The organism is Peribacillus psychrosaccharolyticus ATCC 23296 (assembly GCF_000305495.1).
In the GTDB taxonomy this organism is placed as follows: Bacteria; Bacillota; Bacilli; order Bacillales; family DSM-1321; genus Peribacillus; species Peribacillus psychrosaccharolyticus.
The window spans coordinates 1-23,154 of the sequence record NZ_AJTN02000209.1; the positions used below are offsets into that span (position 1 = coordinate 1).

A 23,154-nucleotide genomic window follows, 5' to 3' on the forward strand; every position below is an offset into this window, starting at 1 on the left:
GAAACACTGATTACCGGAAGTCCTGTTTTCAATAATGAGGGTGACGTCGAACAAGTGGTGACAAATATTCGGGATTTGTCAGATTTAAATGAGCTGATGCATGAATTAATGAAAGTTAATGAATTGAATTATCATTATAAGCAGGAAATCGAAAAGCTGCGAAAGATTACCAGCCATGATGGGGTTGTGTTTGTCAGTGAGAAGATGAAGATGATTTATGAGGTAGCTGACCGAATAGCAGATATAGATGTCACTGTTTTAATTTTAGGAGAAACCGGTGTCGGTAAAGATGTATTGGCGCGTCATATTTTTAGCACGAGCGTTCGCTCTAAAAAAGGAGAGTTTATCAAGATAAATTGTGGTGCCATTCCTGAAGACTTATTAGAATCAGAATTATTTGGTTACGAGGGCGGTGCTTTTACAGGAGCAAATCAAAAAGGGAAGCAAGGACTATTTGAATTAGCTGAGGGCGGGGTCTTATTTTTAGATGAAATTGGCGAACTGCCTCTGCAACTTCAAGTAAAGCTGCTTCGGGCCATTCAAGATCGAGAGATTCAACGTATTGGCGGGACGAAGCCGAAGAAAATTGATGTACGAATTATAGCAGCTACCAATCGAAATTTAGTAGAGATGGTGAAAAAAGGGGATTTTCGAGAAGATTTATATTACCGGCTGAACGTAATCCCCATCACCATCCCTCCATTAAGGGAAAGAAGAGACGACATTCTAGCGTTGCTTGATCTATTTTTAGCAAAAGCCAACGAGCAATATCACTTTAATAAGGCTCTGGAATTATCATTAAAGGATTATTTTTATCAACACGATTGGCCGGGGAATGTACGTGAATTGATTAATATAGTAGAACGGCTGGTTGTACTAACGGATAAGGCACTTTTATCTATTAGTGATTTACCCGTAGAATATCAACCAACCCATCCATATCACACAAGCAAAACTATGACATTAAAAGAATGTGTGGAGAAAGCGGAAAGAGAAGTCTTGGAACGAGCGGTCAAAACTTATCAGACGACCTATGAAATGGCTGAAGCACTTGATTCAAGTCAGGCAACCATTGTTCGAAAACTAAAAAAATACAAGCTGAAAATTTGTGAAAAAGATTAATACAGGAAAAGGGATTCCGATAAAAGGGAATCCTTTTTGTTTTTTCATAATCTTAATTCAAAAATGAATTCTTCATTCAAAAGTGAATCATGGCTAACCCCAGTAGAATGCGTTTGTACCTTTCGATTAATTCGTTTATGAATTGTTTAAACCTTTTTTCCTTATTCTGATCAATGTTTTGGCTTTGGCATAGTAATTGCATAATAGTAAGGCAGTAGAGTAAAATCCTTAAATGATGCGAGGTGAGGCAGGTTTACTTATACGTCTACGACAATAAGCATACATAAAAATCGCTAGTAAAAAGGAGGGGAAAGATGGAGATTTTACTTCAACAGTTGTTTAATAGTTTAACAATTGGAAGCGTTTACAGTTTAGTTGCTCTTGGGTTAACGCTCGTTTACGGAATCCTGCATATCCCAAACTTTGCTCATGGAGCCCTCTATATGATGGGCGGCTATATTACGTTAACCATGATGACCGCATTTGGATTCAATTATTGGGTGGCCATGTTTGTTTCTATACTCGTTGTTGGCCTAATTGGTGTGTTATTAGAAAGGTTCGTGTTCCGCTTATTAAGAGAAGCACCGCCCTTGCATGATAAAATTGCTGCCATCGGAATTCTTCTTTTTCTTGAAGCATTTGCACAATTCGTTTGGGGTGCAGATTTTCAAACGATGACTTCTCCATACGGCCAAGTTGTAACGATTATGGGTCTGACATTTACTATGCAGCGTTTATTGATCATTGTTTCTGCCATCGTTGTCATGATTCTTCTGTATTTATTTCTTAAAAAAACATTTACTGGTGCCTCTATTATTGCCATGTCCCAAAGTCGTGAGGGTGCTTCACTTGTAGGAATCAATATTAATAAAGTGGCGATGCTGACGTTTATGATATCAGGAGGATTGGCTGCGATTGCTGCTTCTCTTGCTTCTCCGATCAATCTCGTTTTCCCTGGTATGGGGCATCTAGTTATATTAAAAGCATTTGTCATTATCATTCTTGGTGGGATGGGAAGCATACCAGGTGCGATTGTCGGAGGGTACATCCTTGGATTCAGTGAAAGCCTTGGTGCTACTTATATTTCCAATGATTATAAAGACATCATCGCCTTCGTTTTATTAGTTATCATTTTAACGGTTAAACCAACAGGTCTATTTGCAAAGGGGGAGAGGTAGCATGAAGATTATGAATAAACGAACGGGCTTAATTGCTCTCTTTGTTCTGGCTATCCTATTTCCATTGATTTTCCAAAATGACTATTACACGCATATGTTAACGCTTTCGTTTATTTGGGCAATTGCTGTTTACGGGATAAATTTACTGGCCGGGTATACCGGATATCTCTCCCTTGCTCATGCTGGCTTTTTCGCGATTGGTGCTTATTCACTTGGGCTTTTGACCGTCAAAGCAGAAATGAATTTTTGGCCGGCTCTCGTTCTGGCGTGTCTAATCACCTCCGTGGTTGGTCTGTTGATTGGGGTAATCGCATTACGGACAAAGGAACATTTTTTTGCCATCTACACTTTATGTGTCGGCTATATCATCTATCTAGTAATAGATAAATGGGATGGGTTAACGGGTGGTGTTAGAGGATTGATTGGTATTAATGCTCCGAGCAATATTGGTCCGATAACCTTTGAAACAGCTGAAAGCCAATATTACCTTGTCCTTACCTTTTTGGTGGTGGTTATATTCGTCATTTACCGAATCGTTCATTCACTTACAGGAAGAACCTTCTTAGCCATTCGCAATAGTGAGGAACTAGCTCAAACTATTGGTATTTCAACTATGAAAAATAAACTAACGGCTTTTGTCCTTTCTACTTTTTTCGCCGGGTTGGCAGGAGCATTATATGCTTCATTCGTTCGCTTTATAGGGCCGGATATTGGATCTACTGCGATTATGTTTGATCTGTTGATGTACCTTCTCGTTGGCGGAATTGGAACCCTATCAGGTCCCTTAGTGGGAACTCTAATGCTCGTCATCCTTTCACAAAACCTACAATTTCTTCAAGAATACCGCATGTTAATTTTCGGGCCCATTCTAACGTTAATTATTATTTTTTACCCGCGAGGAATATCTGGTTCATTCTTTGATTGGAAAAGGAAACGACGAAATCAAACAGGGAATGTGTTAAAGCCAATAAAGGTGGAGGAGGGGTGAACTTGTTTATTGAAACAAAGAACTTGACCAAAAAATTCGGCGGGTTAGCTGCAGTTAATAAGGTTGATTTTCATATTGAAAAAGGAAAGATAAATGCAATCATTGGTCCAAATGGAGCGGGAAAATCAACCTTTTTCAATTTAATCAGCGGTTTTCATCGCCCTAGTTCTGGCACCGTACTTTTTAAAGGAACGGATATTACCAAGCTTCCTGCAAATAAAATTGCTGGTTTGGGGATTTCAAGGACCTTTCAAACAACGAGTCTTTTTGAACAATCCACCGTTTTGGACAATGTTATTGTCGGTCATCGATTGCGTACTAAATCGAATTTATTTGATGCCATTCTTCGCACGAAACGATTAAAACGTGAAGAAAAGGCTTGCCGGGATAAGGCAATGGAGGTGATTGAAATTGTGGGATTAACCCATGCTTCGGACAAAATGGTTGCAAGTATTTCACAGGAGGAAAAGAAACGAACAGCGATTGCCCTTGCCCTCGCTACCGATCCAGAGATTATCTTCCTGGATGAACCGGCTGCAGGAATTAACTCTGATGAAACACAAGGGTTAATTAATTTGATTAAGCAGCTCAATCAAAGGGGGCTTACTATCTGTTTAATTGAACACAAAATGAGTATGATCATGAATTTAGCCGACCATATCATGGTCCTGAATTATGGGGAAAAAATTGCTGAGGGTACCCCAAAAGAAATCAGCAGCAATGATGATGTCATTAAAGCTTATTTAGGAGGGAGTGCCAGTGCTTAAGCTAACGGATGTGTCGGTCAATTATGGAAGCTTTACGGCGATTAAGCATGTAAACATCGAAGTGACTGAAGGTGAGATTGTTGTTTTACTAGGGGCAAATGGAGCAGGTAAAAGCACTACTTTCCGAGCAATCAGCGGGATCAACAAGCTTGATAATGGCGAGATTTATTTTCAAAACCGTGCAATCGGCGGCAGAGCTCCAGATAAAAATGTTCAGGCAGGAATTGTACAATGTGCGGAGGGACGAAAACTATTTCCACAGATGACTGTCCAAGAAAATTTACGGATGGGAGCCTATGTCCATAGAAGGAAAAAGACGGAAATCAAACATTCATTAGAAAACGTATATGAATTATTCCCGATTTTAAAAGAAAAACATCATCATGATGCAGGGAGTTTAAGCGGCGGACAACAGCAGATGCTGGCCATTGGAAGAGCGCTCATGTCAAAACCCAAGCTATTGATGCTTGATGAGCCTTCAGTGGGATTGGCGCCATTAATTGTAGAACAAATGTTTCAGGTCATCGAAGAGATTAATCGTGAGGGAATTACCCTCTTACTTGCTGAACAGAATGCTAATGCTGCACTTAGCATTGCAGATAAAGGATATGTTTTTGAAAATGGGGAAATCGTCGTTCAAGGAACAGCAAATGAATTATTGGCCAATGATGATGTACGTAAAGCCTATATCGGTGCGTAAGCTGAATCAAAAAAAGAATGGGGGATTTACATGAAAAAATTATTCCTTGTATTTATGCTGCTTGTTGTAACAGCCTTGGTCGGGTGCAACAAGAGTGAGAACACATCATCCAGCGGAAGTGAAAAAGACAAAGGAAATCATGTTGTGAACATTGGCTATAGTGGACCCTTAAGCGGGGCAGCCGCACTATATGGAAAAAGAACATTGAACGGTGTCGAAATGGCGATAAACGAAATCAATGATGGCGGGGGTTTTGAAGTCAATGGGAAAAAATATACCCTTAACCTCGTTGCTTTAGATGATAAATATCTGCCCAATGAAACGGGTGCTAATGCGAAACGGTTAATTCAAGAACATAAGACTCCTATCATTTTTTCACCTCATAGCGGCGGCATTATGGCGTTACAGGTGTTTAATGAACAAGATAATTTTATCATTGGAGCGTATACGAGTGAGCCTGCGGTTACTGATAGTGGGAATGCCTTAACGGTTCGTTTTCCACCTAATTACGAAGGATATATTGAACCGTTTATCACGTATGAAATGGAACGTTTCGGTAAGAAAATTGCCGCGCTTCCAACAGCCTCTCAATATGGAAAGGATTGGACGGAGGCTTTACTCCCGGCATGGGAAAAAAAAGGAGGAGAAGTTGTTTATAATTCTTCCATCGATTTCGCTAAAGAAACAGATTTCTTCACGATCGTCACGAATGCCTTAAAAGAGAAACCCGATGTATTATTCATTGGCGGTGCATCGGAACCAACAGCCAAAGTAGCAAAGCAAGCCCGCGAATTAGGATTTAAAGGCGGTTTCATTATCATGGATCAAGCGAAGTTGGATCAGATGATGCCGATTACTGGCTCCTATGAAGCGTTGGAAGGTTCAATAGGTGTTTTACCGCTCATTGATTCAGACCAAGAAGCGATACCTGCTTTTGCTGAAAAATATAAAAAATTGTATAAGGAGGATGCAAGTTCTGAAGTTGGATTAAATTATCTAGGCATGTATGCTTTCGTTGAATCAATGAAAGCAGCTAAAAGTGTGGACGATGTCAAGGCAATCCGTGAACATATGGAAGATGGCGTGAAAAATTTAGGGAATGAACAAAAAATTTATGCAATTAATTCAATCGATGAAGATGGAGGATTCGATATTACCATTGTCACAGGAGCAGTTGAAGATGGAAAAGTTGTACCCATTCACTAAGAAATTTCGTATGTAACTGGTTGAGGGTACTGAAGCATGGCCTCGGTAACATTGATTCCTGAGGTCATGCTGATAAATGGGAGGTGTGAGATTGCAAAACACAGACATAAGACCTTGGCATCAGTGGTACAAAGGGCTAGAACCTATTGATTTTCCTGAGCACTCCGTATACAGCCTTCTACAAACTTCAGCAGAACGTTATCCTGCACGACCTGCAATTATTTATGAAAAAGAAGTAATAACGTATCACGAACTAAAAAGTCAGGTAGATTGCCTAGCCGGAAACTGGAGAAAGATGAAGGTTAAACAGGGGGACCGGATAGGGTTAATGCTAGCAAACCATCCGGCTTATATCATTTGTTATTATGCAGCTCAAGCATTGGGGATGATTGTCGTCCAAATAAACCCTATGTATACCCTTAGGGAGTTCTTGCAAATTAGCAACGATTCGAAAATAGATTATTTAGTCTTTGATGACATAGCCGAAAAGGTAGTAAGCGAGGCCAAACATATTTACACCTTTAAGGAATGCATGCCTATCTCTCCTCAGGGTGTTAATTCCATCCCATCTCTAATTAAATCGGGGGTTCCTCTTGAAAAGCTGTGCGGTTGTCAATCCGCATGATGATGTGGCGGTCATCCAATATACAGGAGGAACGACTGGAAAAATGAAAGGTGCTATGCTCACTCATTTTAATCTACTATCCAATGTGGTGCAAAGTTTTCACATGTATGGCGGATCCATGATACCTGGTAAGGAGACAGTTTTAGCTGCTACTCCGCTGTACCATGTCTATGCTATGACAAGTGCAATGAATTTGGGGATTTATATGGGAGCTACGATATTACTATTTAGAAAATTCGATCTCCCGGTAATTCTTGATTCCATTCAGCTGTATCGGCCGACATTTTTTCCAGGTGTGCCAAAAATGTATGCCGCGTTCAGTATGTTTCCAGGTATTGAAACATATGACTTAAGTTGTTTGAAGATTTGTTCTTCAGGTTCTGCCCCGCTTCCTCTTGAAATCATGAAGAAATTCGAGGCACTAACGAATACACGAATTGGTGAAGGATATGGACTTTCGGAAGCATCTCCAAGCACCCATCGTAATCCGCCTATAGGAAAACGAAAAGTTGGGAGTATTGGAATTCCTATGCCAGGCACAGACTGTTTAATCGTAGATGAAAACCATCAGCCCTTAGGTGTGCAATGTGTGGGAGAACTGCTGATTTCAGGTCCCCAAATTATGAAAGGGTACTGGAATAACCAAGACGAAACAGACCTTGCGCTAAGGAATGGATGGTTATATACCGGTGACTTGGCCTTGATGGATCAGGAGGGATTTTTTTATATTGTCGGCCGTAAAAAAGAAATGATTATTATTAGCGGATTTAATATTTATCCACAGGAAATAGAAAGTGTACTTTATGAACACCCGGATATACAAGAAGCCGCAGTCGTTGGTATTCCAAGTCTAGAAGCAGGAGAAGCAGCTAAGGCGTTTATTGTCCCTAATGAGAATGTAGAGATCGATCTTGATGAAATTAAAGGGTATTGCTATTCCAAACTAACACCTTATAAAGTGCCTAAAGAATTCGAAATAAGAAGTGAATTGCCTAGAAATACGGTGGGGAAATTATTAAAAAGATTACTTGTGATACAGGAAATGGAGAAGGAAAAATAATTGTCTTATTTGGAGGGAATAATGACTCAATCTATTTTTAACTTAAGCGGGCAAACCGCGTTGATTACAGGTGGAGGAAGCGGAATTGGTAAAATCATCGCTGAAGCACTTGCGGAATACGGAGCGAATATAGCTGTTTGTTCACGGAAAGTAGAGAATTGTGTTGAAACGGCAGAATACCTAATAGCCAAATATGGTATCCAGGCCAAAGCTTATCTCTGTAATGTTACAAGTGAGGAGGAGATAAGTGAAACGGTCAAACGTGTGATCAAAGAATTTGGTCAGATTGATATTCTTGTCAATAATAGCGGAGCAACTTGGGGAGAAAGGGTAGAAAGGATGCCAATTGAAGCCTGGAACAAAGTAATGAATGTAAACGTCACAGGGACATTTATGATGTCTAGAGCCGTGGGGGTACATATGCTTGAGCGCGGTTATGGGAAAATCATTAACATTGGATCAGTTGCTGGTATCAAGGCTGAGCCAGGAGACGTACTAAACGCAATAGGGTACAGCACAAGTAAAGCAGCCGTGCATCATTTCACGAGAGATTTGGCGAAGAAATGGGCCGAACATGGAATCTATGTGAATGCGATTGCCCCAGGTTTTTTTGAAACCAAGATGACAAAGCATGTGCTGGATAAGCATCAACGGGAAATCATTAATCGTAACCCGCTGAAAAAACTGGGAGATCCTAATTCATTAAAAGGTACAGCCCTTCTTCTCGCTAGTCATGCTAGTGATTATATAACAGGTCAAGTTATTGTGGTTGATGGGGGAAGCACATTGTAAGAATAATAGAATGAAAAATGGGATAGGAGTGAATGGCATGCATTTACGTTTAACAGAAGAACAAAAGATGGTGCGTCAAACGATTCGAAAATTTGTTGAGAACGAATTGATTCCTCTTGAAAATGAAGTGTTAAAGAATGAGAGAGAAGGCCGCCCAAGTATATCGGCGGGTAAATTAAAAGAGCTGCAGCTAAAAGCAAAGCAATTTGGATTTTGGGGAATTAATACGGCGGAAGAATATGGCGGTGCAAATCTTGGTCAAATGATGTTGGCCATCGTTTTAATGGAGGTATCAAAGACCTTTGTTCCATTTACGTTTGGAGGTTCAGCTGACAATATTCTCTATTATGGTAATGAAGAACAAAAGAAAAAGTATTTGATCCCAACCATTAATGGAGAAAAGAAGTCATGCTTTGCCATGACAGAGCCTGCTGCCGGTTCAGATACACAAAATATTAAAATGACAGCAGTTAAAGATGGAAACGAATGGGTGCTGAATGGGGAAAAAACATTTATTACAGGAGGAAATGAAGCAGATTTTGTCATGGTCATCGCGATTACCGATAAAGAAGCACATGAAGCAACAGGCAGAGAAGGTGTGACCTGCTTTATTGTGGATAGAGAAATGGGATGGAAGTCTGAATATATTCATACAATGGGTGAATGGGGACCAGCAGGGTTAGTGTTTGATAACGTTCGTGTGCCCGAGGAAAACGTCTTAGGAGAAATTAATGGCGGCTATAAACTTGGATTAGAGTGGATTGGTTTTGCTAGATGGGTTGTTGGGGCACGCGCAGTCGGAACAGCTGAGCGTTTGTTGCAAATGGCCATTGATTATTCAAAGGAACGGGTCACCTTTGGCCGTCCTATTGCAGACAGGCAGGCAATTCAATGGCAGATTGCTGATTCGGCTGTTGAAATTGAAGCTGCTAAATGGCTCGTACTTAATGCTGCATTTACACTTGATCAAGGTGAGGATAACCGTCATCTGGCAGCGATGGCCAAATTATATGGCGCAAATATGGGCAATCGGGTCGTTGATCGTGTGCTTCAAATACATGGAGGTATGGGGTATACAAGGGAATTGCCGATTGAAAGATGGTACCGTGAGGCAAGGTTGTGGAGAATTTATGATGGTACGGATGAAATTCAGCGGATGATCATTTCTAGAAATTTACTAAAAGGGCATGTGAAAATCGGTCAGTATTTGTAAATATGAAGGAGGTTGATAGAATGACAGGAAGATTCGCGGGCAGAACTGCTTTTGTAACAGGAGGCAGTCGTGGTATTGGCAAACAGATAGTCGAACAATTTGCTAGTGAGGGAGCCAATGTCGCCATAATTGATATAAATGAAGAAGCGTTGAATCAAACGGAGGCGGAGTTATCAGAAAAAGGCTATCCCGTTTTTGCGAAACTCGCGAGTGTTACCGATTGCGGTGAAATCGAGGCAGCTATGCAAGAGGCGGCTGATCGATTTGGAACCATCGATATTCTTGTGAATAATGCGGGTGTAATTAGAGATAATATGCTATTTAAAATGACGGATGAAGACTGGATGATGGTAATCGACGTTCATCTGAAGGGTGCGTTTTTTGCATCGCGCGCCGCACAAAAATATATGGTGAAGAATCATTATGGACGCATTATCAATATTTCTTCCACATCTGCGTTGGGGAACAGAGGACAGGCTAATTATTCCACCGCAAAAGCAGGGTTACAGGGTTTTACGAAAACCCTCTCGATTGAACTTGGTAAATATGGGATCACCGCAAATGCTGTTGCGCCTGGGTTCATTGAAACGGATATGACAAAAGCTACTGCAGAAAGAATCGGTCTAACCTTTGAGGAGCTGATTAAAGCGAATGTTAATAAAATTCCAGCGGCAAGAAGCGGAAAACCGGAAGATATCGCGAATGCTGTTGCCTTCTTTGCAGATGAGCGATCTTCTTTTGTCAGCGGACAGGTTTTATATGTCGCCGGTGGTCCTAGAAATTAACTAGATTCATAAAGGAGCAGATGAAAACATGAGAAAGGCTGTAATTGTTTCTGCTGTACGAACGGCAATTGGCAAACAAGGAGGAGCGCTTGCATCCGTGCCTCCGCATGTTTTCGGGGCTGAAGTAATCAAAGAGGCCATGAAAAGGGTAAAGATCTCACCTGCGATGGTGGAGGATGTTATTTTAGGTAATGTTTTAAGCGGCGGGGGAAATATAGCTCGATTAACTGCCCTTCAAACAGGTCTATCTATCGAATTGCCTGGTTTGACCATCGATCGTCAATGCGGATCAGGTATTAATGCGGTTATGTTAGCTGCACAAGCGATTCAGGCTGGAGATGGAGATGTCTATGTTGCCGGAGGTATTGAAAGCATGAGTCGTGCTCCATACTTAATGGACCGTCCAGAAAAGCCTTACAGTACTGTGCCTCCAAGAATTAGGAAATCTCAGCTTTCTCCTAAAAAGATAGGCGATCCGTCGATGGGGATAACAGCAGAAAATTTAGCAGAAAAATATAAGATAAACAGGGAAGAACAAGATGAATTTGCTGCAAGCAGCCAACGAAAAATGAAAAAGGCGATAGATGATGGCCGATTTATTGAACAGATTGTCCCGATCACTATTCCGGTACGAAAAGGAAATCCGCTCGTTTTTAGTCAGGATGAACATCCACGTCCGGGTTCGACAAATGAAGTCTTGGCCAAACTTCCACCTGCATTTCTAGAAGCAGGAACAGTAACGGCAGGGAATAGTTCGGGTTTAAATGATGCGGCAGCTGCCCTGATAGTGATGTCGAGAGAGAAGGCTGAAGAATTAGGCATTAAGCCTCTAGCGGTAATCAAAGCACATGCTGTAGCTGGTGTGGATCCTGCAATTATGGGAATAGGTCCAGTACCAGCCACACGTAAAGTAATGGAAAAGTCTGGACTCTCTATAGATGAAATGGATATTATCGAAATAAATGAAGCATTCGCCGCACAAGTTATTGCCTGTGACCGTGAGTTAAATATGAATCTAGAAAAAGTGAATGTAAATGGAGGTGCGATTGCTCATGGACATCCATTGGGAGCAACAGGAGCCATTCTCTTAACCAAAGCTGTATATGAACTTGAAAGGATAAACGGCAGATATGCACTTATTACGGCATGTATCGGTGGAGGTCAAGGGATTTCTGCCATTATTGAAAGAGAAAAGGATGCGCTTTAGGGAGAGATAGGAGAGCGATTCCTGTATCTTGGAGAAGCACTTTTAACTTATCAAATAAATTTCAACAAACAAAAACATATCCCGATGATTCGGGATATGTTTTTGACTGAATAATTAGCGTTCAAAGAACATTGGAGGTTCAATACCTAAGGCCCGTAAATAAACGAATCCTTGGCCGCGATGATGGATTTCGTTCTCAAGACAGTACAATAGACGACTGAAATGACTCGTTGGAGGTCCGAAGAAAGGGTCGCTCTCTACCAACGCAAGCCGTTCTTCCGTAATTTTCTCCCACAGCTCAATGGTTTGGTTCCTAACACTGTGACAAGCAGCCAAAAGGTCGGCTTTAGACTGAACATCAAATTGATCTGGCTGCCAATCCCAAACACTTGTGGCAATTCCGCGAACATATCCTGTTTCAATGCCCAGAACTTCTTGGACCATTTCAGAATAAGGCCGCATGGATTCTACTGCTGTAAAGGTAAATAGCTCATCTTCTGGAAAAGCTTCAATCGTTCGAATCGTAAGTTTTCGATTGCCTTCCAGTATTTCTAATAGTTCCGTCATGGATAACATGTTCGATCTCCTCCATCTAATAGCTTACTTAAATAAGGTTCGATACTTCTTCTGCTTTTCCTGCCAAAAGACCTTTTTTGGACAAAAGGTATAGACAATCTTATAAATAAGTAACGATTTGTCTAGTGAGTAAGCTAGTGAAAAAAGATATAATAAATCCACTATAGACTAAAAATTCAGAATAAGAAGGAGCTGTGACTTATGAAAAAACAAAAGTTAGTGATTAATGGTATGCGGTTAAAAGAGAGTCTTGAAAAATTTGCTGATTTTGGGCGGACGGAAAACAATGGAGTCACACGCTTATCTTTAACAGAGGAAGATCGATTAGCCAGAGATTACTTTTGTTTATGTTGTAAGGAATTAGGGATGAATGTAACGATAGATGATTTAGGAAATATATATGCTGTTTTAGAAGGAAAGGAGAAAAGACCTCCGATCGTTATGGGTTCACATTTAGACAGCGTGAAAAAAGGAGGACGATTTGATGGAGTTTTAGGCGTAGCAGCTGGATTAGAAGTGGTACGAACATTAGTAGAGAATGGGATCGAGCCACGAATTCCCATTATGATTGTTAACTTTACAAATGAAGAGGGAGCACGATTTGAGCCTTCTATGATGTCATCTGGGATATTATCAGGAAAATTTGATAAGACTACCATGTTTAATAAAATAGATAGTGACGGAATTAAATTCGGCGATGCTTTACAATCTATTGGCTACTCAGGAAACATCGAGTCACGACTGGATGAGGCTGAGGCGTTTTTAGAATTACATATTGAACAAGGACCCATTCTTGAAACAGAATCTTTAAGTATTGGTGTGGTTGAATGTGTACTAGGAATGGTTTGTTACGAGATAGAAGTTACGGGTGAGTCTGACCATGCCGGAACCACCCCAATGGAAATGAGAAAGGATGCTTTTTTTACAACGAATAACATCATTATGAAGGCGAGGCAAGCGTTAAGTGCATTAGATCAAGATTTGGTCTATACTATTGGCCGGGTAAATGTATTTCCGAATATACACACGGTGATTCCAAATAAAGTGGTCTTTTCAATAGAATCTCGACATAAAGATCCAGAGGTTATTAAGCAGGTGGAAGAAATTATTCACGGTTTTTCCAGCTCTAGTGTAAAAGAAGGCTGTGAAATTAAGACAACAAAATTATGGAATCGGGATACGGTTTGGTTCAACGAGAATATTTGTGACCTAATCCAACAATCTACAGAGTCATTAGGCTATTCTTATAAAAGAATGGTCAGCGGAGCGGGACATGATGCCCAATTCATGGCCAGCTATCTTCCAACGGCTATGGTATTTGTTCCAAGCATTAACGGAAAAAGTCATGTTGAGAGTGAATGTACCGAATGGGAAGATTGTGAAAAAGGCGTAAATGTTATTTTAGAGACCGTACTAACCATCCTATCGAACTAACGATCTTTGAACCTGTTGTATTCCAGCAGGTTTTTCCTATGAAATTTATATAAAACAAAACAAGATGAGCAGTCAGACTGCTCATCTTGTTGAATGATAAATCGTTTAATAAACTTTATCACCATTAAAGATTGAATTCTTTACAATAACATAATCGACAGTACGAATGGCTTCTAATTTCGTTCCTCCAGCATAAGAAATAGAAGACTGAAGATCTTGCTCCATTTCTTTCAGGGTATCTACTAATGAACCCTTGTGCTCGACATAGACTTTTTTACCTTCAACATTTTTCTTTTCACCTTTTTGGAATTCTGAGGCTGAGCCGAAGTACTCTTTATAGCGTTTTCCATCTTTTTCAATGGTTTCGCCTGGTGATTCTTCATGTCCGGCAAACAATGAACCAATCATGACCATTGATGCACCAAAGCGAATGGATTTTGCTACATCCCCATGTGTACGAATGCCTCCGTCAGCAATAATGGGTTTACTTGCTGCTTTGCCGCACCAGCGAAGGGCAGCTAATTGCCAGCCGCCTGTACCAAAGCCAGTTTTGATTTTCGTGATACATACTTTACCTGGTCCAATTCCAACTTTCGTTGCATCGGCACCAGCATGTTCTAATTCTCGGACTGCTTCAGGCGTTCCGACGTTGCCGGCAATTACAAAACTTTCAGGAATAAGTTTTTTTATGTTTTTAATCATCTCGATGACTGCATTAGAATGACCATGGGCAATATCAATCGTGATATATTCAGGTACCAATTTTTCATCGGCTAATTGTTGAATAAATGAGTATTCCTCTTCTTTTACACCTACACTGATTGAAGCAAGTAAACCCCGTGATTGCATATCTTTAATGAACGAAATACGTTTTTCTGGTTCAAAGCGATGCATTATATAGAAATAACCATTTTCAGCTAAGTACGTGGCTATTTTTTCATCAATAATCGTTTGCATATTAGCAGGAACGACAGGTAATTTAAAGGTATGTTTTCCTAAGGTTACAGTAGTATCACACTCAGAACGACTGTTTACCACACATTTTGCAGGAACTAATTGTATATCTTCGTAATCAAACACATTTTCCATGCTTTACACCCCTAAATACGAATATTAAAGTTAAGTTAGACGTAAACGTTCGCCTAAATGTAATTTACATCATATTTATTATTTTGTCAAAGTTTTCTTAATTCGTTAAACGATCTGCTTGGTCCTTCGTGATCATATATAACCTAAATGTATAAAATCCTAGGTCAAGAGTATGCTACGAACGTACGAAATGTTGGTCAGGAGGTGAGTATGAATGAGTAATGATGCAGGCGGCTCTAAGAAAAATCAACCGAGTGATGCAAATCATGTGAATGCAGAAACAAAAGCCTTTCAAAAACGACTTTCAGAAAAGAATAAAGATGAGCATAATATTGGTGGAAAGCATAAAGAGTAAAAATACGAGAGAACTGATGATTATATCAGCTCTCTTTTTTTTGAATACAGACAGGAAAATGTTATCAGACATACTAACTATTTTGCTGTTTCTAGGAGGTATTTATCGAAAGATATCCGAATTAGTAAGAAGGACAGTAGAGTACTTCTTTTTTTTAGAAAACTTCTTCTGAAAATTCACAGCAGAAAGTAGGTTTATCATGACTTTTGCTATAGAGGACTTGTTTATTGGGAATATTGCTAGGATGCAGCGAATATTTACGGATGAGGAGGTAAAGATCTGTGAAAAACTGACAAGAGATAATAGCCCGGTCTACAATTTAAATGAAGATATCTGGAAGAATTACTACGATCAACCGATTGTGCCTGGTTTACTGGCAGAAGGGTTAATTAATCAAGTAATTAGTGAGAAACTTCCGGGAGTTGCCTGTTTACTGCTTCAAAAGGAATTAATTTTTTATTTGCCTGTGTATGTTGGAGACATCATTACGGCTGAATTAGAGATTATTGATATTAATGTGGAAAGAAATTGGGTTACACAAAAGGTTACATGTATTAATCAAAGTGGTAGTGAAGTCATTAAAGGGCAGGTTGTCATCGTAATAGTAACCAATCAGAACTGATAGGTGATTAAAATGAAGAAGGCGCTTTATTTAGGGAGAAATTATATTGAATGGGGTTCACTTGAAACCGATAAAAATGGCAAGCTGGTGAGTGCTTGTCAAGACTTCTGTGCTCACTTTTCAATTAACGAAAGCGATTGGCTGGGAGTTGCGATAAAAGAAATCGTCCAAAAGGTAGATTGGTATCATAGAAAGAATGTCTTTTTTGGGGTTGTTTTTGGCTATTCTTGTTTAGTTAGAATCATAGAAAGCAATCAACATTATGTGTACCGTGTAATCGTTCGTGAGGATGAGATCGATGTTTCCGAAATGATTTCATTTATGAATTCTATAGATACAACTAAAATGAAAAAAAGAACCTTACCCAAGAAACTATACAGTTTTGAAGAAATTATAGGGGTTAGTCAAACGATTGACCAAGTTAAAGAATTGGGAGCTCGAATAGCAACCAGTAACTCTACCGTTCTTTTAACGGGAGAAAGCGGCACCGGAAAAGAATTATTTGCTCAGGCTATTCATGGTTTAAGCAGTAGAAAAAACAACCCATTTGTAGCCGTGAATTGTGCCGCCATACCGGCAGAATTATTTGAATCGGAATTATTCGGCTATGAAGGAGGAGCGTTTAGCGGAGCGAAAAAGGAAGGAAAGCCTGGAAAAATAGAATTAGCCCAGCATGGTACTCTATTTCTTGATGAAATTTCAGAATTACCTTATCCAGCTCAAGGAAAGCTTCTGCGCGTTTTACAGGAGAGGGAGATTGAACGCCTAGGAGGAACGGATAGTAAAAGTGTTGATATTCGAATAATAACGGCAACAAACCGAGACCTGAAAGTGCTGGTTCATGAAGGGAAATTCCGTCAAGATTTATTTTATCGATTGTTCGTCTTTGATTTAAAAATCCCCTCCCTGAGACAAAGAAAAGAGGATATCCTTCCCCTCGCCTATTCGTTCATTGATGTGTTTAATGAAAAGTTAGGCAGAGAAGTAAGGTATATCGATTTTAAGCTGCAGGAGTGGCTGCTGGAATATGATTGGCCGGGAAATGTACGGGAATTAAAGGCTTATATTGAAAGAGGAATGAACATCGTTGAAGGGGATACACTCAACTTAGACTCTTTAACTATTCAAATTAATCCCTCCATTCCAGCTGAAAAACAGTCCACTTCTCTAAAACCTTTAGATGAAGAAGTAAGGAATGCTGAAATCAAAGCGATTAGACGTGCATTAACGGAGACAAAAGGAGATCGAACGCAGGCCGCTCAACTATTAAACATACATATTGCCAGTCTTTACAGGAAAATTTCAAAGTACAATTTAAAAGATTAGTAAAATGTATTGAGACTTCAATTCGCTTAGTTGGGGTCTTTTTCTATTATCCCAAATATACATCAATAGAACTCTCTATTTTCCAACGGTATAATCGATTAGCATTCAGGCGAAAAGATACAGTAATCAGTCTGTATCTTTTTCGCCTGTTTTTATTTCTAATTTCTTTAGCTGAAACTACTCATTTACTAGATAATAGCCTCTGCAAAAGACTGTCTTCTTCGGTTTACTAGCAATTAGAAACGAATTGTAGATATCTGAGGAAGATATTACTGCATTTATCCAACATACACATAATAGAATTGCTTTCAAATCGCCTGATACATAGAATGACATGACGGCTGGAACGATCGATAACACAATAATGGGTAAACTCATGAAAATCCAAAATCTCGTTTTGGATAGAATTGCATTCGTAGACAGCCAAAAAAATATTCCGCTAAATGTTAAGCTAATATCACCTTGTTTGTATATAACAACAATGTGTAAACATTCGTGAATGAGGAAGACAAAGATACCCATTAGGATGAGAAAAGAAATATTAATATGAGTAAAGCTTGTTTCAAAGAAAAAAGGAATCATAAAAATGATTATCTGAAGAAGGTAAACAAACTTCATATAATGTTTGCGGTACCAATTATTCTGTATAAATGGAGTCCATTCTGACCAATCCATGATTATCTGTGGTAAGTGTCGAAACCAATTTATGATAAGCGTTCCCCTCCCTCGTTTCAATAATTTCCTTTCATACAACATTAAATACGCTGGTATTCAACCGTTAGTTTGTAAAATGGTAGAAGATATTGTGCATTTATTTTAACATAAAATCCCAATTAACAAATAGTAAAAAATATACAGTCGACGTACGTTTTGATTTATTATCTGAATTTTCGCACAAATGCGTCTTAAAATTGCGAAAACTCTTATTCATGCGAATGAATGAATCATGTTGTTTGGGTTTCCCTCGCCGTATCAGGGTTGGCATGATACTTGCAAATAGTTTAAGTAAAGGAGTGATTAAATTGGATTTTTCATTCTCAGAAGAACAAGAACATTTTCGTAAAATGCTAAAGGACTTTGCGAAACAGGAACTACTTCCTAATTATACAAAGTGGGATCGTGAAGGGGTGACCCCGAAGCATTTGTGGAAGAAGCTTGGCGAGTTAGGCGTAAATGGCCTTCGGATTCCTTTTGATTATGGCGGGAGCAGTGCCGACTGCGTTACGACTGGGATTGCAGCTGAAGAAATTGGTAGAGGAGATTTCAATCTAACCTATGCAGTCATGCTGAATGCTTTAATTGGAGAAATCATTACGAATCATGGAAGTGAAGATCAGAAGAGAGAGTGGCTGCCAATGATATCTTCTGGTGAAAAGATCGTTGGAATCGCTATAACAGAACCTTCAGCGGGCACTGATGCTGGAGGGATTAAGACGACTGCTGTACATAAAGAAAATGTGTACATCCTTAATGGAGAAAAATCTGGAATAAGCGTTGCGACGTCTGGTGATGCATTCATCATCTTTGCTAAAACAAATCCTGATTTGGGTAATCGGGGAATCAGTGCTTTCATCGTACCGGCAAACTTACCGGGTGTCGAAACGAGAGGGTATGAAGATTTAGGCAATATTCCAATAAGCAGGGGTTCCATTTACTTAAATGATGTAGAAGTTTCTGAGGAGAATTTAATCGGTCTTGAGAATAACGGGTTTGCTCAAGTGATGAACGGCTTCGATCTCAGCCGTTTATTAATTGGTTTGCAATGTGTAGGAGCAGCCACTCAAAGTCTTGATGAAACAATAGAGCATGTGAAGAATAGGCACTCTTTTGGAAAACCGCTTGCTGCTTACCAAGGCGTCTCGTTCCCCATTGTTACGCATTTTGCTCAGTTAGAAATGGTTAAATGGCAGGCATATCGCGGACTTTGGCTTCGTGATCAAGGTCTGAAGCATTCAAAGGAGTCGGCTTTAGTTAAGTGGTTAGGACCCAAATACAGCCAAGAAGCGATTCACGAATGTTTATTGCTGAATGGACACTATGCTTATACAAAGGAAATGCCGCTTGAACAGCGACTGCGAGATGTTATTGGCTTAGAAATTGGTGATGGAACCGCTCAAGCGAATCAAATGGTTATCGCTAAAGATATTATAGGGAAAGAATTTCGTTCTTATTAATTGGGGTTTATGGATATGAAAACAGGAGAAGATGGCTATTTTATTGGTCAAATTGCTAGAATGAAAAGAACGTTTACGCTTGATGATGTTAAGCAATGGGGCTGTTTCACAAGAAATATACATGTCTTCTATGAACAAGTACCATTACTTGAGAAGGAACGGCAGCTATTAGTACCAGCCATCTTAAGTGAGGGATTAATTTTAGAGGTAATTGGGATTGAACTGTCAGGAAGACCATATGCGTTTATGCAAAAGGAGTTAGTCTTTATTTATCCTGTTTATATTAACAACAGGATAACAGCGGAAGTCGAAATCATTGATATGAATGTACAACGCAAATGGATTACTGAAAAAGTCACCTGTATGAATGAAGAAGGTATGGATGTAATTAAGGGACAAATTGTCCTTAAACTTTTATGATGACGGAGGTAATTATATGGAATTGACTGATATTTTATATGAAAAGACGAATGGACTAGCAAAGATTACGATTAATCGGCCGGAAGTTTACAACGCATTCCGAGCAAGAACCATTCAGGAATTAATCTGGTCATTCCGCGATGCTTGGGATGATAACCGTATTGGTGTGGTGATCCTAACAGGATCTGGAGAAAAAGCCTTTTGTGTAGGAGGTGATCAGAAAGAAAAAGGAGAAGAAGGCGGATATGATTATTCCGGAGGGTTAGGAGGCGGAATTGGCCTCGAAGTAGAGACACTTCATCAAACAATTCGCAATATACCAAAGCCGGTCATTGCTGCTGTTAACGGATTTGCCATTGGAGGCGGCCATGTTCTTCATGTGATTTGTGACTTAACGATTGCTTCAGAGAAGGCGAAATTTGGTCAGAGCGGCCCTAAGGTAGGGAGCTATGATGCAGGATTTGGTTCTGCGTATTTAGCCCGTATTGTTGGGGAGAAGAAGGCTCGAGAAATCTGGTACTTGTGTGAACAATACTCAGCACAGGAATCGAAGGAAATGGGACTAGTGAACAAAATTGTGCCTGCTGACCAACTGCAGCAAGCAGCAGAAGAATGGGCAGAAAAGATTCTTCAAAAAAGCCCAACTGCACTTAAAATGCTCAAATACTCGTTTAATGCAGATAGTGCAAACATCCAAGGAATTTCTCAATTATCGATGAGTAGTCTTGCTATGTTTTATAATACGGAAGAATCGGAAGAAGGAAAGAATGCATTTCTTGAAAAGAGACCAGTGGATTTTAAAAAATTTAGAAGGTAATCAGGGGGATGGGACAAATGAATATCGAAACCATTTTAAGCCCGGAATACGTGGAGCGTTACCAATCAGTTTGGCCCAATAAAACGATACTGGATTATTTAAAAGATGCAATTGATAAAAATCCGGATAAAACTGCCATCATCGATAAAAAAAGCCGTTATACGTATCAAGAGCTGGGCAAGCTCGTGGATAGAGTGGCATTAGGCCTTAGTGAATTAGGTCTAGGAAAGGGAGATGTGATTTCATTTCAGCTTCCTAACTGGAATGAGTTCGTTATTCTGCATTACGCAGTCACTCGAATTGGAGCGATCAGTAATCCATTAATTCCTATCTACCGTGATAGAGAGATTGGTTATATGGTAGGGATGGTCGAATCTAAAATGATTGTTGTTCCTGATCAATTCCGCGGTTTTGATTTCCCAGCCATGATTGAACGGCTTCGACCACAATGGCCTTCCATGGAGCATGTCTATGTGATTGGAGATCATGTCCCAGCTGGAATGCAATCATTTTCCTCCCTGCTTAATGAGCCGTGGGAAGAACGAATGGATCCCGCTATCCTTGATAAAATTGACCATGATCCCAATGACGTCACTGAAATTATTTTTACTTCAGGAACGACAGGCAGTCCTAAAGGGGTGATGCATACACATAATACCCTGTGTATTTCAACAGATTATTGGATAGAGCGATTACGTTTAACTTCTGACGACATCATGTTTATGGCATCGACATTTGCTCACCAAACTGGATTTGGGTATGGAGTGCGTCTGCCGACACACTATGCAGGCACAGCTGTTTATCAAGATATTTGGAATCCGAGTGAGTTTATTGAATGGGTGGAAAAAGAGAAGATTACCTTTACAGCAGGCGCTACTCCATTTTTACAAGATACGGTCCAATATGAAGGCATAGAGAATTATAATCTTACTTCACTACGAACGTTCGTTGCCCTCGGTGCACCGATACCGAGAGCACTAGTAAAAGAAGCCGCTGAAAAAGTTCCTTTTACGATTTTAGCAGGATGGGGCCAAACAGAAAATGGTTTGGTTACCTTAACGAAGCTTGATGATTCAGAAGAAATACTCATAAGCACGGACGGTGTTGCTTTTCCCGGAATGGAACTGAAGGTAGTCAATTTTCAAGGAGATACCTGCAGCCCTAATGAAGAAGGGGATTTACTATGCCGGGGACCTGCCTTATTTGTCGGTTATTTGAAGCAAATAGATAAAACGATGGATGAGTATACGGACGGCTGGTTTATCACAGGCGATCGAGCGGTGATGGATGAAGCGGGGTACATTCGAATTGCCGGTCGGAATAAGGATATTATTATCCGGGGGGGAGAAAACATCCCTATCGCGTATGTTGAAAATGTTCTCTATGAGAATCCAGATATATCCGTTGTCCAAATTATTGCCATGCCAGACTCTAGGCTGCAAGAAAAAGCATGCGCTTTCATTAGTATGAAGGCAGGGAAAACACCACTTACCTTACAATCCGTACAAGCATTTCTTTCCGAAAAAGGAATAGCTAAACAATATTGGCCGGAGCATGTAGAAACTATTGATGAATTTCCCAGAACACCTAGTGGTAAAATCCAAAAGTTTCGGTTGAGAGAACGAATTAATCAGCTGATTCAGGATCAGGTATAGGCAAGAAACAAAATGAAAAGAGGTGGATATATATGGTTCAACGAGTAGCGTTTGTAACTGGTGCAGGCAGAGGAATCGGCAGAGAGATCGCGAGAATATTAGCATCAAAGTCTATGAAAGTAATCGTTTCAGACGTAAATAGGGAGAATGCAGAAGAAACAGCTTCTATTGTTCAAAAAGAAGGCGGTGAAGCGGTCGCGGTGTATTGTGATGTAACCAATTTGGAAAGCGTCCAAGAAGCGGTCGCCGCCTCCTTGACTCATTTTCAGACAATTGATGTGTTAGTGAATAATGCAGGGTGGGATAAAATTGAACCATTTCTGAAAAGTGAGCCAAGTACATGGAAAACAATTATTGACATAAATATGATGGGGCAGATTCATACCTGCAAAGAAGTGTTGCCGGTTATGATCAAGAATGGTTATGGAAAAGTGATTAATATCGCATCAGATTCGGGAAGAGTTGGATCCAGCGGGGAGGCTGTTTACTCAGCAGCAAAAGGCGGGGTGATTGCTTTTACAAAAACGCTGGCAAGAGAAATGGCCAGGCATAAATTAAACATTAATTGTATTGCTCCAGGTCCAGCAGACACACCTTTGTTCCAGGAAATTGGTTTGCAAAATGAAGGGATTGCAGCTGCGTTAGAAAAAGCCATTCCGTTTAGACGTTTGGCACAGCCAAGTGATATTGCAAATGCCGTAGCCTATTTTGCTTCAGACGAAGCAGGGTATGTAACCGGTCAAACACTCTCAGTCAACGGTGGTTTAACGATGTGTTAAACTAGTGGGCTTTTATCCTCTAGAAACCTTCGTTGAGTGCAGCGTTCGGAGATCCGTAGGATACGGACAAGACAATTCTATCTGTCCCGATACTTGCCCCTGGCCCATGCTAGACTAAGGAATGCAGTAAGAAGACGGCATAAATACAAGCATTAGAAAAGATGCCCTTACACAGGACGTCTTTTCCTAGTCAAACTGGTAAAAAACAAAAAGTAGTTGCCTAATGGGTATGTTTGTAAAGAAGCGGTACCGGATGATAAATGG

At 40.0% G+C, this 23,154-nt stretch carries 24 protein-coding genes; 21 read left to right on the forward strand and 3 right to left on the reverse strand.

What is annotated here, in order from left to right; all coding sequences use genetic code 11:
• From WYK_RS14825 to WYK_RS14880, 12 genes are all read left to right on the forward strand, one after another.
• Window positions 1-1,122, forward strand: a 1,122-nt coding sequence (locus WYK_RS14825) for a sigma-54 interaction domain-containing protein (RefSeq protein ID WP_040375256.1), incomplete at its 5' end; no start/stop codon positions are given.
• Between the two features lie 314 nt (window positions 1,123-1,436).
• On the forward strand, window positions 1,437-2,300 hold the full coding sequence (locus WYK_RS14830) for a branched-chain amino acid ABC transporter permease (RefSeq protein ID WP_040375257.1): 864 nt from the start codon (window positions 1,437-1,439) through the stop codon (window positions 2,298-2,300).
• 1 nt (window position 2,301) lies between these two features.
• On the forward strand, window positions 2,302-3,288 hold the full coding sequence (locus WYK_RS14835; RefSeq protein WP_051387543.1) for a branched-chain amino acid ABC transporter permease: 987 nt from the start codon (window positions 2,302-2,304) through the stop codon (window positions 3,286-3,288).
• A gap of 2 nt (window positions 3,289-3,290) precedes the next feature.
• Window positions 3,291-4,055 carry an ABC transporter ATP-binding protein gene (locus tag WYK_RS14840; protein ID WP_040375258.1) on the forward strand — a complete coding sequence of 255 codons (765 nt, stop codon included), beginning with the start codon at window positions 3,291-3,293 and terminating at the stop codon, window positions 4,053-4,055.
• Entirely contained in the window at window positions 4,048-4,755 is a 708-nt protein-coding gene (locus WYK_RS14845) for an ABC transporter ATP-binding protein (protein WP_040375259.1), read from the forward strand. Before WYK_RS14840 ends, WYK_RS14845 begins: the two co-directional genes overlap by 8 nt.
• Before the next feature lie 30 nt (window positions 4,756-4,785).
• The gene (locus tag WYK_RS14850; protein ID WP_040375260.1) at window positions 4,786-5,961 is read left to right on the forward strand and encodes an ABC transporter substrate-binding protein; all 1,176 of its coding nucleotides are present in this window, start codon (window positions 4,786-4,788) and stop codon (window positions 5,959-5,961) included.
• Between the two features lie 91 nt (window positions 5,962-6,052).
• Window positions 6,053-6,586, forward strand: a complete 534-nt coding sequence (locus WYK_RS26040; protein ID WP_040375261.1) for an AMP-binding protein — start codon at window positions 6,053-6,055, stop codon at window positions 6,584-6,586.
• On the forward strand, window positions 6,555-7,646 hold the full coding sequence (locus tag WYK_RS26045) for an AMP-binding protein (protein ID WP_051387544.1): 1,092 nt from the start codon (window positions 6,555-6,557) through the stop codon (window positions 7,644-7,646). The genes WYK_RS26040 and WYK_RS26045 overlap by 32 nt, the downstream gene beginning before the upstream one ends.
• An 18-nt stretch (window positions 7,647-7,664) precedes the next feature.
• Window positions 7,665-8,438: a glucose 1-dehydrogenase gene (locus WYK_RS14865; protein ID WP_152526477.1), complete on the forward strand. Its 774-nt coding sequence runs from the start codon at window positions 7,665-7,667 to the stop codon at window positions 8,436-8,438.
• A gap of 37 nt (window positions 8,439-8,475) precedes the next feature.
• On the forward strand, window positions 8,476-9,651 hold the full coding sequence (locus tag WYK_RS14870) for an acyl-CoA dehydrogenase family protein (protein WP_040375263.1): 1,176 nt from the start codon (window positions 8,476-8,478) through the stop codon (window positions 9,649-9,651).
• A gap of 20 nt (window positions 9,652-9,671) precedes the next feature.
• On the forward strand, window positions 9,672-10,436 hold the full coding sequence (locus WYK_RS14875; RefSeq protein WP_040375264.1) for an SDR family NAD(P)-dependent oxidoreductase: 765 nt from the start codon (window positions 9,672-9,674) through the stop codon (window positions 10,434-10,436).
• A gap of 28 nt (window positions 10,437-10,464) precedes the next feature.
• A complete protein-coding gene (locus WYK_RS14880; protein ID WP_040375265.1) occupies window positions 10,465-11,643 on the forward strand; it encodes a thiolase family protein in 1,179 nt (392 codons plus the stop codon).
• Between the two features lie 114 nt (window positions 11,644-11,757).
• On the opposite strand, the gene WYK_RS14885 is transcribed toward WYK_RS14880, so the two are convergent.
• Window positions 11,758-12,219, reverse strand: coding sequence for a DinB family protein (locus WYK_RS14885; protein ID WP_040375266.1), 462 nt, complete (start codon window positions 12,217-12,219; stop codon window positions 11,758-11,760).
• A gap of 201 nt (window positions 12,220-12,420) precedes the next feature.
• Here WYK_RS14885 and WYK_RS14890 point away from each other — a divergent pair, with 201 nt between their 5' ends.
• A complete protein-coding gene (locus WYK_RS14890) occupies window positions 12,421-13,653 on the forward strand; it encodes a Zn-dependent hydrolase (protein ID WP_040375267.1) in 1,233 nt (410 codons plus the stop codon).
• Window positions 13,654-13,758: 105 nt separating this feature from the next.
• Here WYK_RS14890 and guaC read toward each other — a convergent pair whose 3' ends face one another.
• Window positions 13,759-14,742 carry a GMP reductase gene (gene guaC / locus WYK_RS14895; RefSeq protein WP_040375268.1) on the reverse strand — a complete coding sequence of 328 codons (984 nt, stop codon included), beginning with the start codon at window positions 14,740-14,742 and terminating at the stop codon, window positions 13,759-13,761.
• 214 nt (window positions 14,743-14,956) lie between these two features.
• On the opposite strand from guaC, the gene WYK_RS25150 reads away from it, so the two are divergent.
• The 3 genes from WYK_RS25150 to WYK_RS14905 all read left to right on the forward strand — a co-directional run bounded on the left by WYK_RS25150 (window position 14,957) and on the right by WYK_RS14905 (window position 17,045).
• The gene (locus WYK_RS25150) at window positions 14,957-15,097 is read left to right on the forward strand and encodes a hypothetical protein (RefSeq protein ID WP_169732066.1); all 141 of its coding nucleotides are present in this window, start codon (window positions 14,957-14,959) and stop codon (window positions 15,095-15,097) included.
• Between the two features lie 199 nt (window positions 15,098-15,296).
• A complete protein-coding gene (locus WYK_RS14900; RefSeq protein ID WP_040375269.1) occupies window positions 15,297-15,719 on the forward strand; it encodes a hotdog family protein in 423 nt (140 codons plus the stop codon).
• Between the two features lie 12 nt (window positions 15,720-15,731).
• Window positions 15,732-17,045 carry a sigma-54 interaction domain-containing protein gene (locus WYK_RS14905; RefSeq protein WP_051387545.1) on the forward strand — a complete coding sequence of 438 codons (1,314 nt, stop codon included), beginning with the start codon at window positions 15,732-15,734 and terminating at the stop codon, window positions 17,043-17,045.
• Window positions 17,046-17,222: 177 nt separating this feature from the next.
• On the opposite strand, the gene WYK_RS14910 is transcribed toward WYK_RS14905, so the two are convergent.
• The gene (locus WYK_RS14910) at window positions 17,223-17,720 is read right to left on the reverse strand and encodes a DUF3267 domain-containing protein (protein ID WP_051387549.1); all 498 of its coding nucleotides are present in this window, start codon (window positions 17,718-17,720) and stop codon (window positions 17,223-17,225) included.
• Window positions 17,721-18,058: 338 nt separating this feature from the next.
• Between WYK_RS14910 and WYK_RS14915 the strand changes: the two genes are divergently transcribed.
• From WYK_RS14915 to WYK_RS14935, 5 genes are read left to right on the forward strand one after another with little or no spacing between them, the layout of a single operon-like run.
• Complete coding sequence (locus tag WYK_RS14915; protein ID WP_235782523.1) at window positions 18,059-19,219, forward strand: acyl-CoA dehydrogenase family protein; 1,161 nt, start codon at window positions 18,059-18,061, stop codon at window positions 19,217-19,219.
• A 15-nt stretch (window positions 19,220-19,234) separates the two neighbouring features.
• Window positions 19,235-19,639: a hotdog family protein gene (locus WYK_RS23355; RefSeq protein WP_051387546.1), complete on the forward strand. Its 405-nt coding sequence runs from the start codon at window positions 19,235-19,237 to the stop codon at window positions 19,637-19,639.
• Window positions 19,640-19,655: 16 nt separating this feature from the next.
• Window positions 19,656-20,456 (forward strand): 1,4-dihydroxy-2-naphthoyl-CoA synthase, encoded by an 801-nt coding sequence (gene menB / locus WYK_RS14925; protein ID WP_040375271.1) that lies wholly within the window; start codon window positions 19,656-19,658, stop codon window positions 20,454-20,456.
• Between the two features lie 17 nt (window positions 20,457-20,473).
• Complete coding sequence (locus tag WYK_RS14930) at window positions 20,474-22,111, forward strand: AMP-binding protein (protein ID WP_040375272.1); 1,638 nt, start codon at window positions 20,474-20,476, stop codon at window positions 22,109-22,111.
• Between the two features lie 32 nt (window positions 22,112-22,143).
• On the forward strand, window positions 22,144-22,890 hold the full coding sequence (locus tag WYK_RS14935; protein ID WP_040375273.1) for an SDR family NAD(P)-dependent oxidoreductase: 747 nt from the start codon (window positions 22,144-22,146) through the stop codon (window positions 22,888-22,890).
• Window positions 22,891-23,154: the final 264 nt, after the last annotated feature.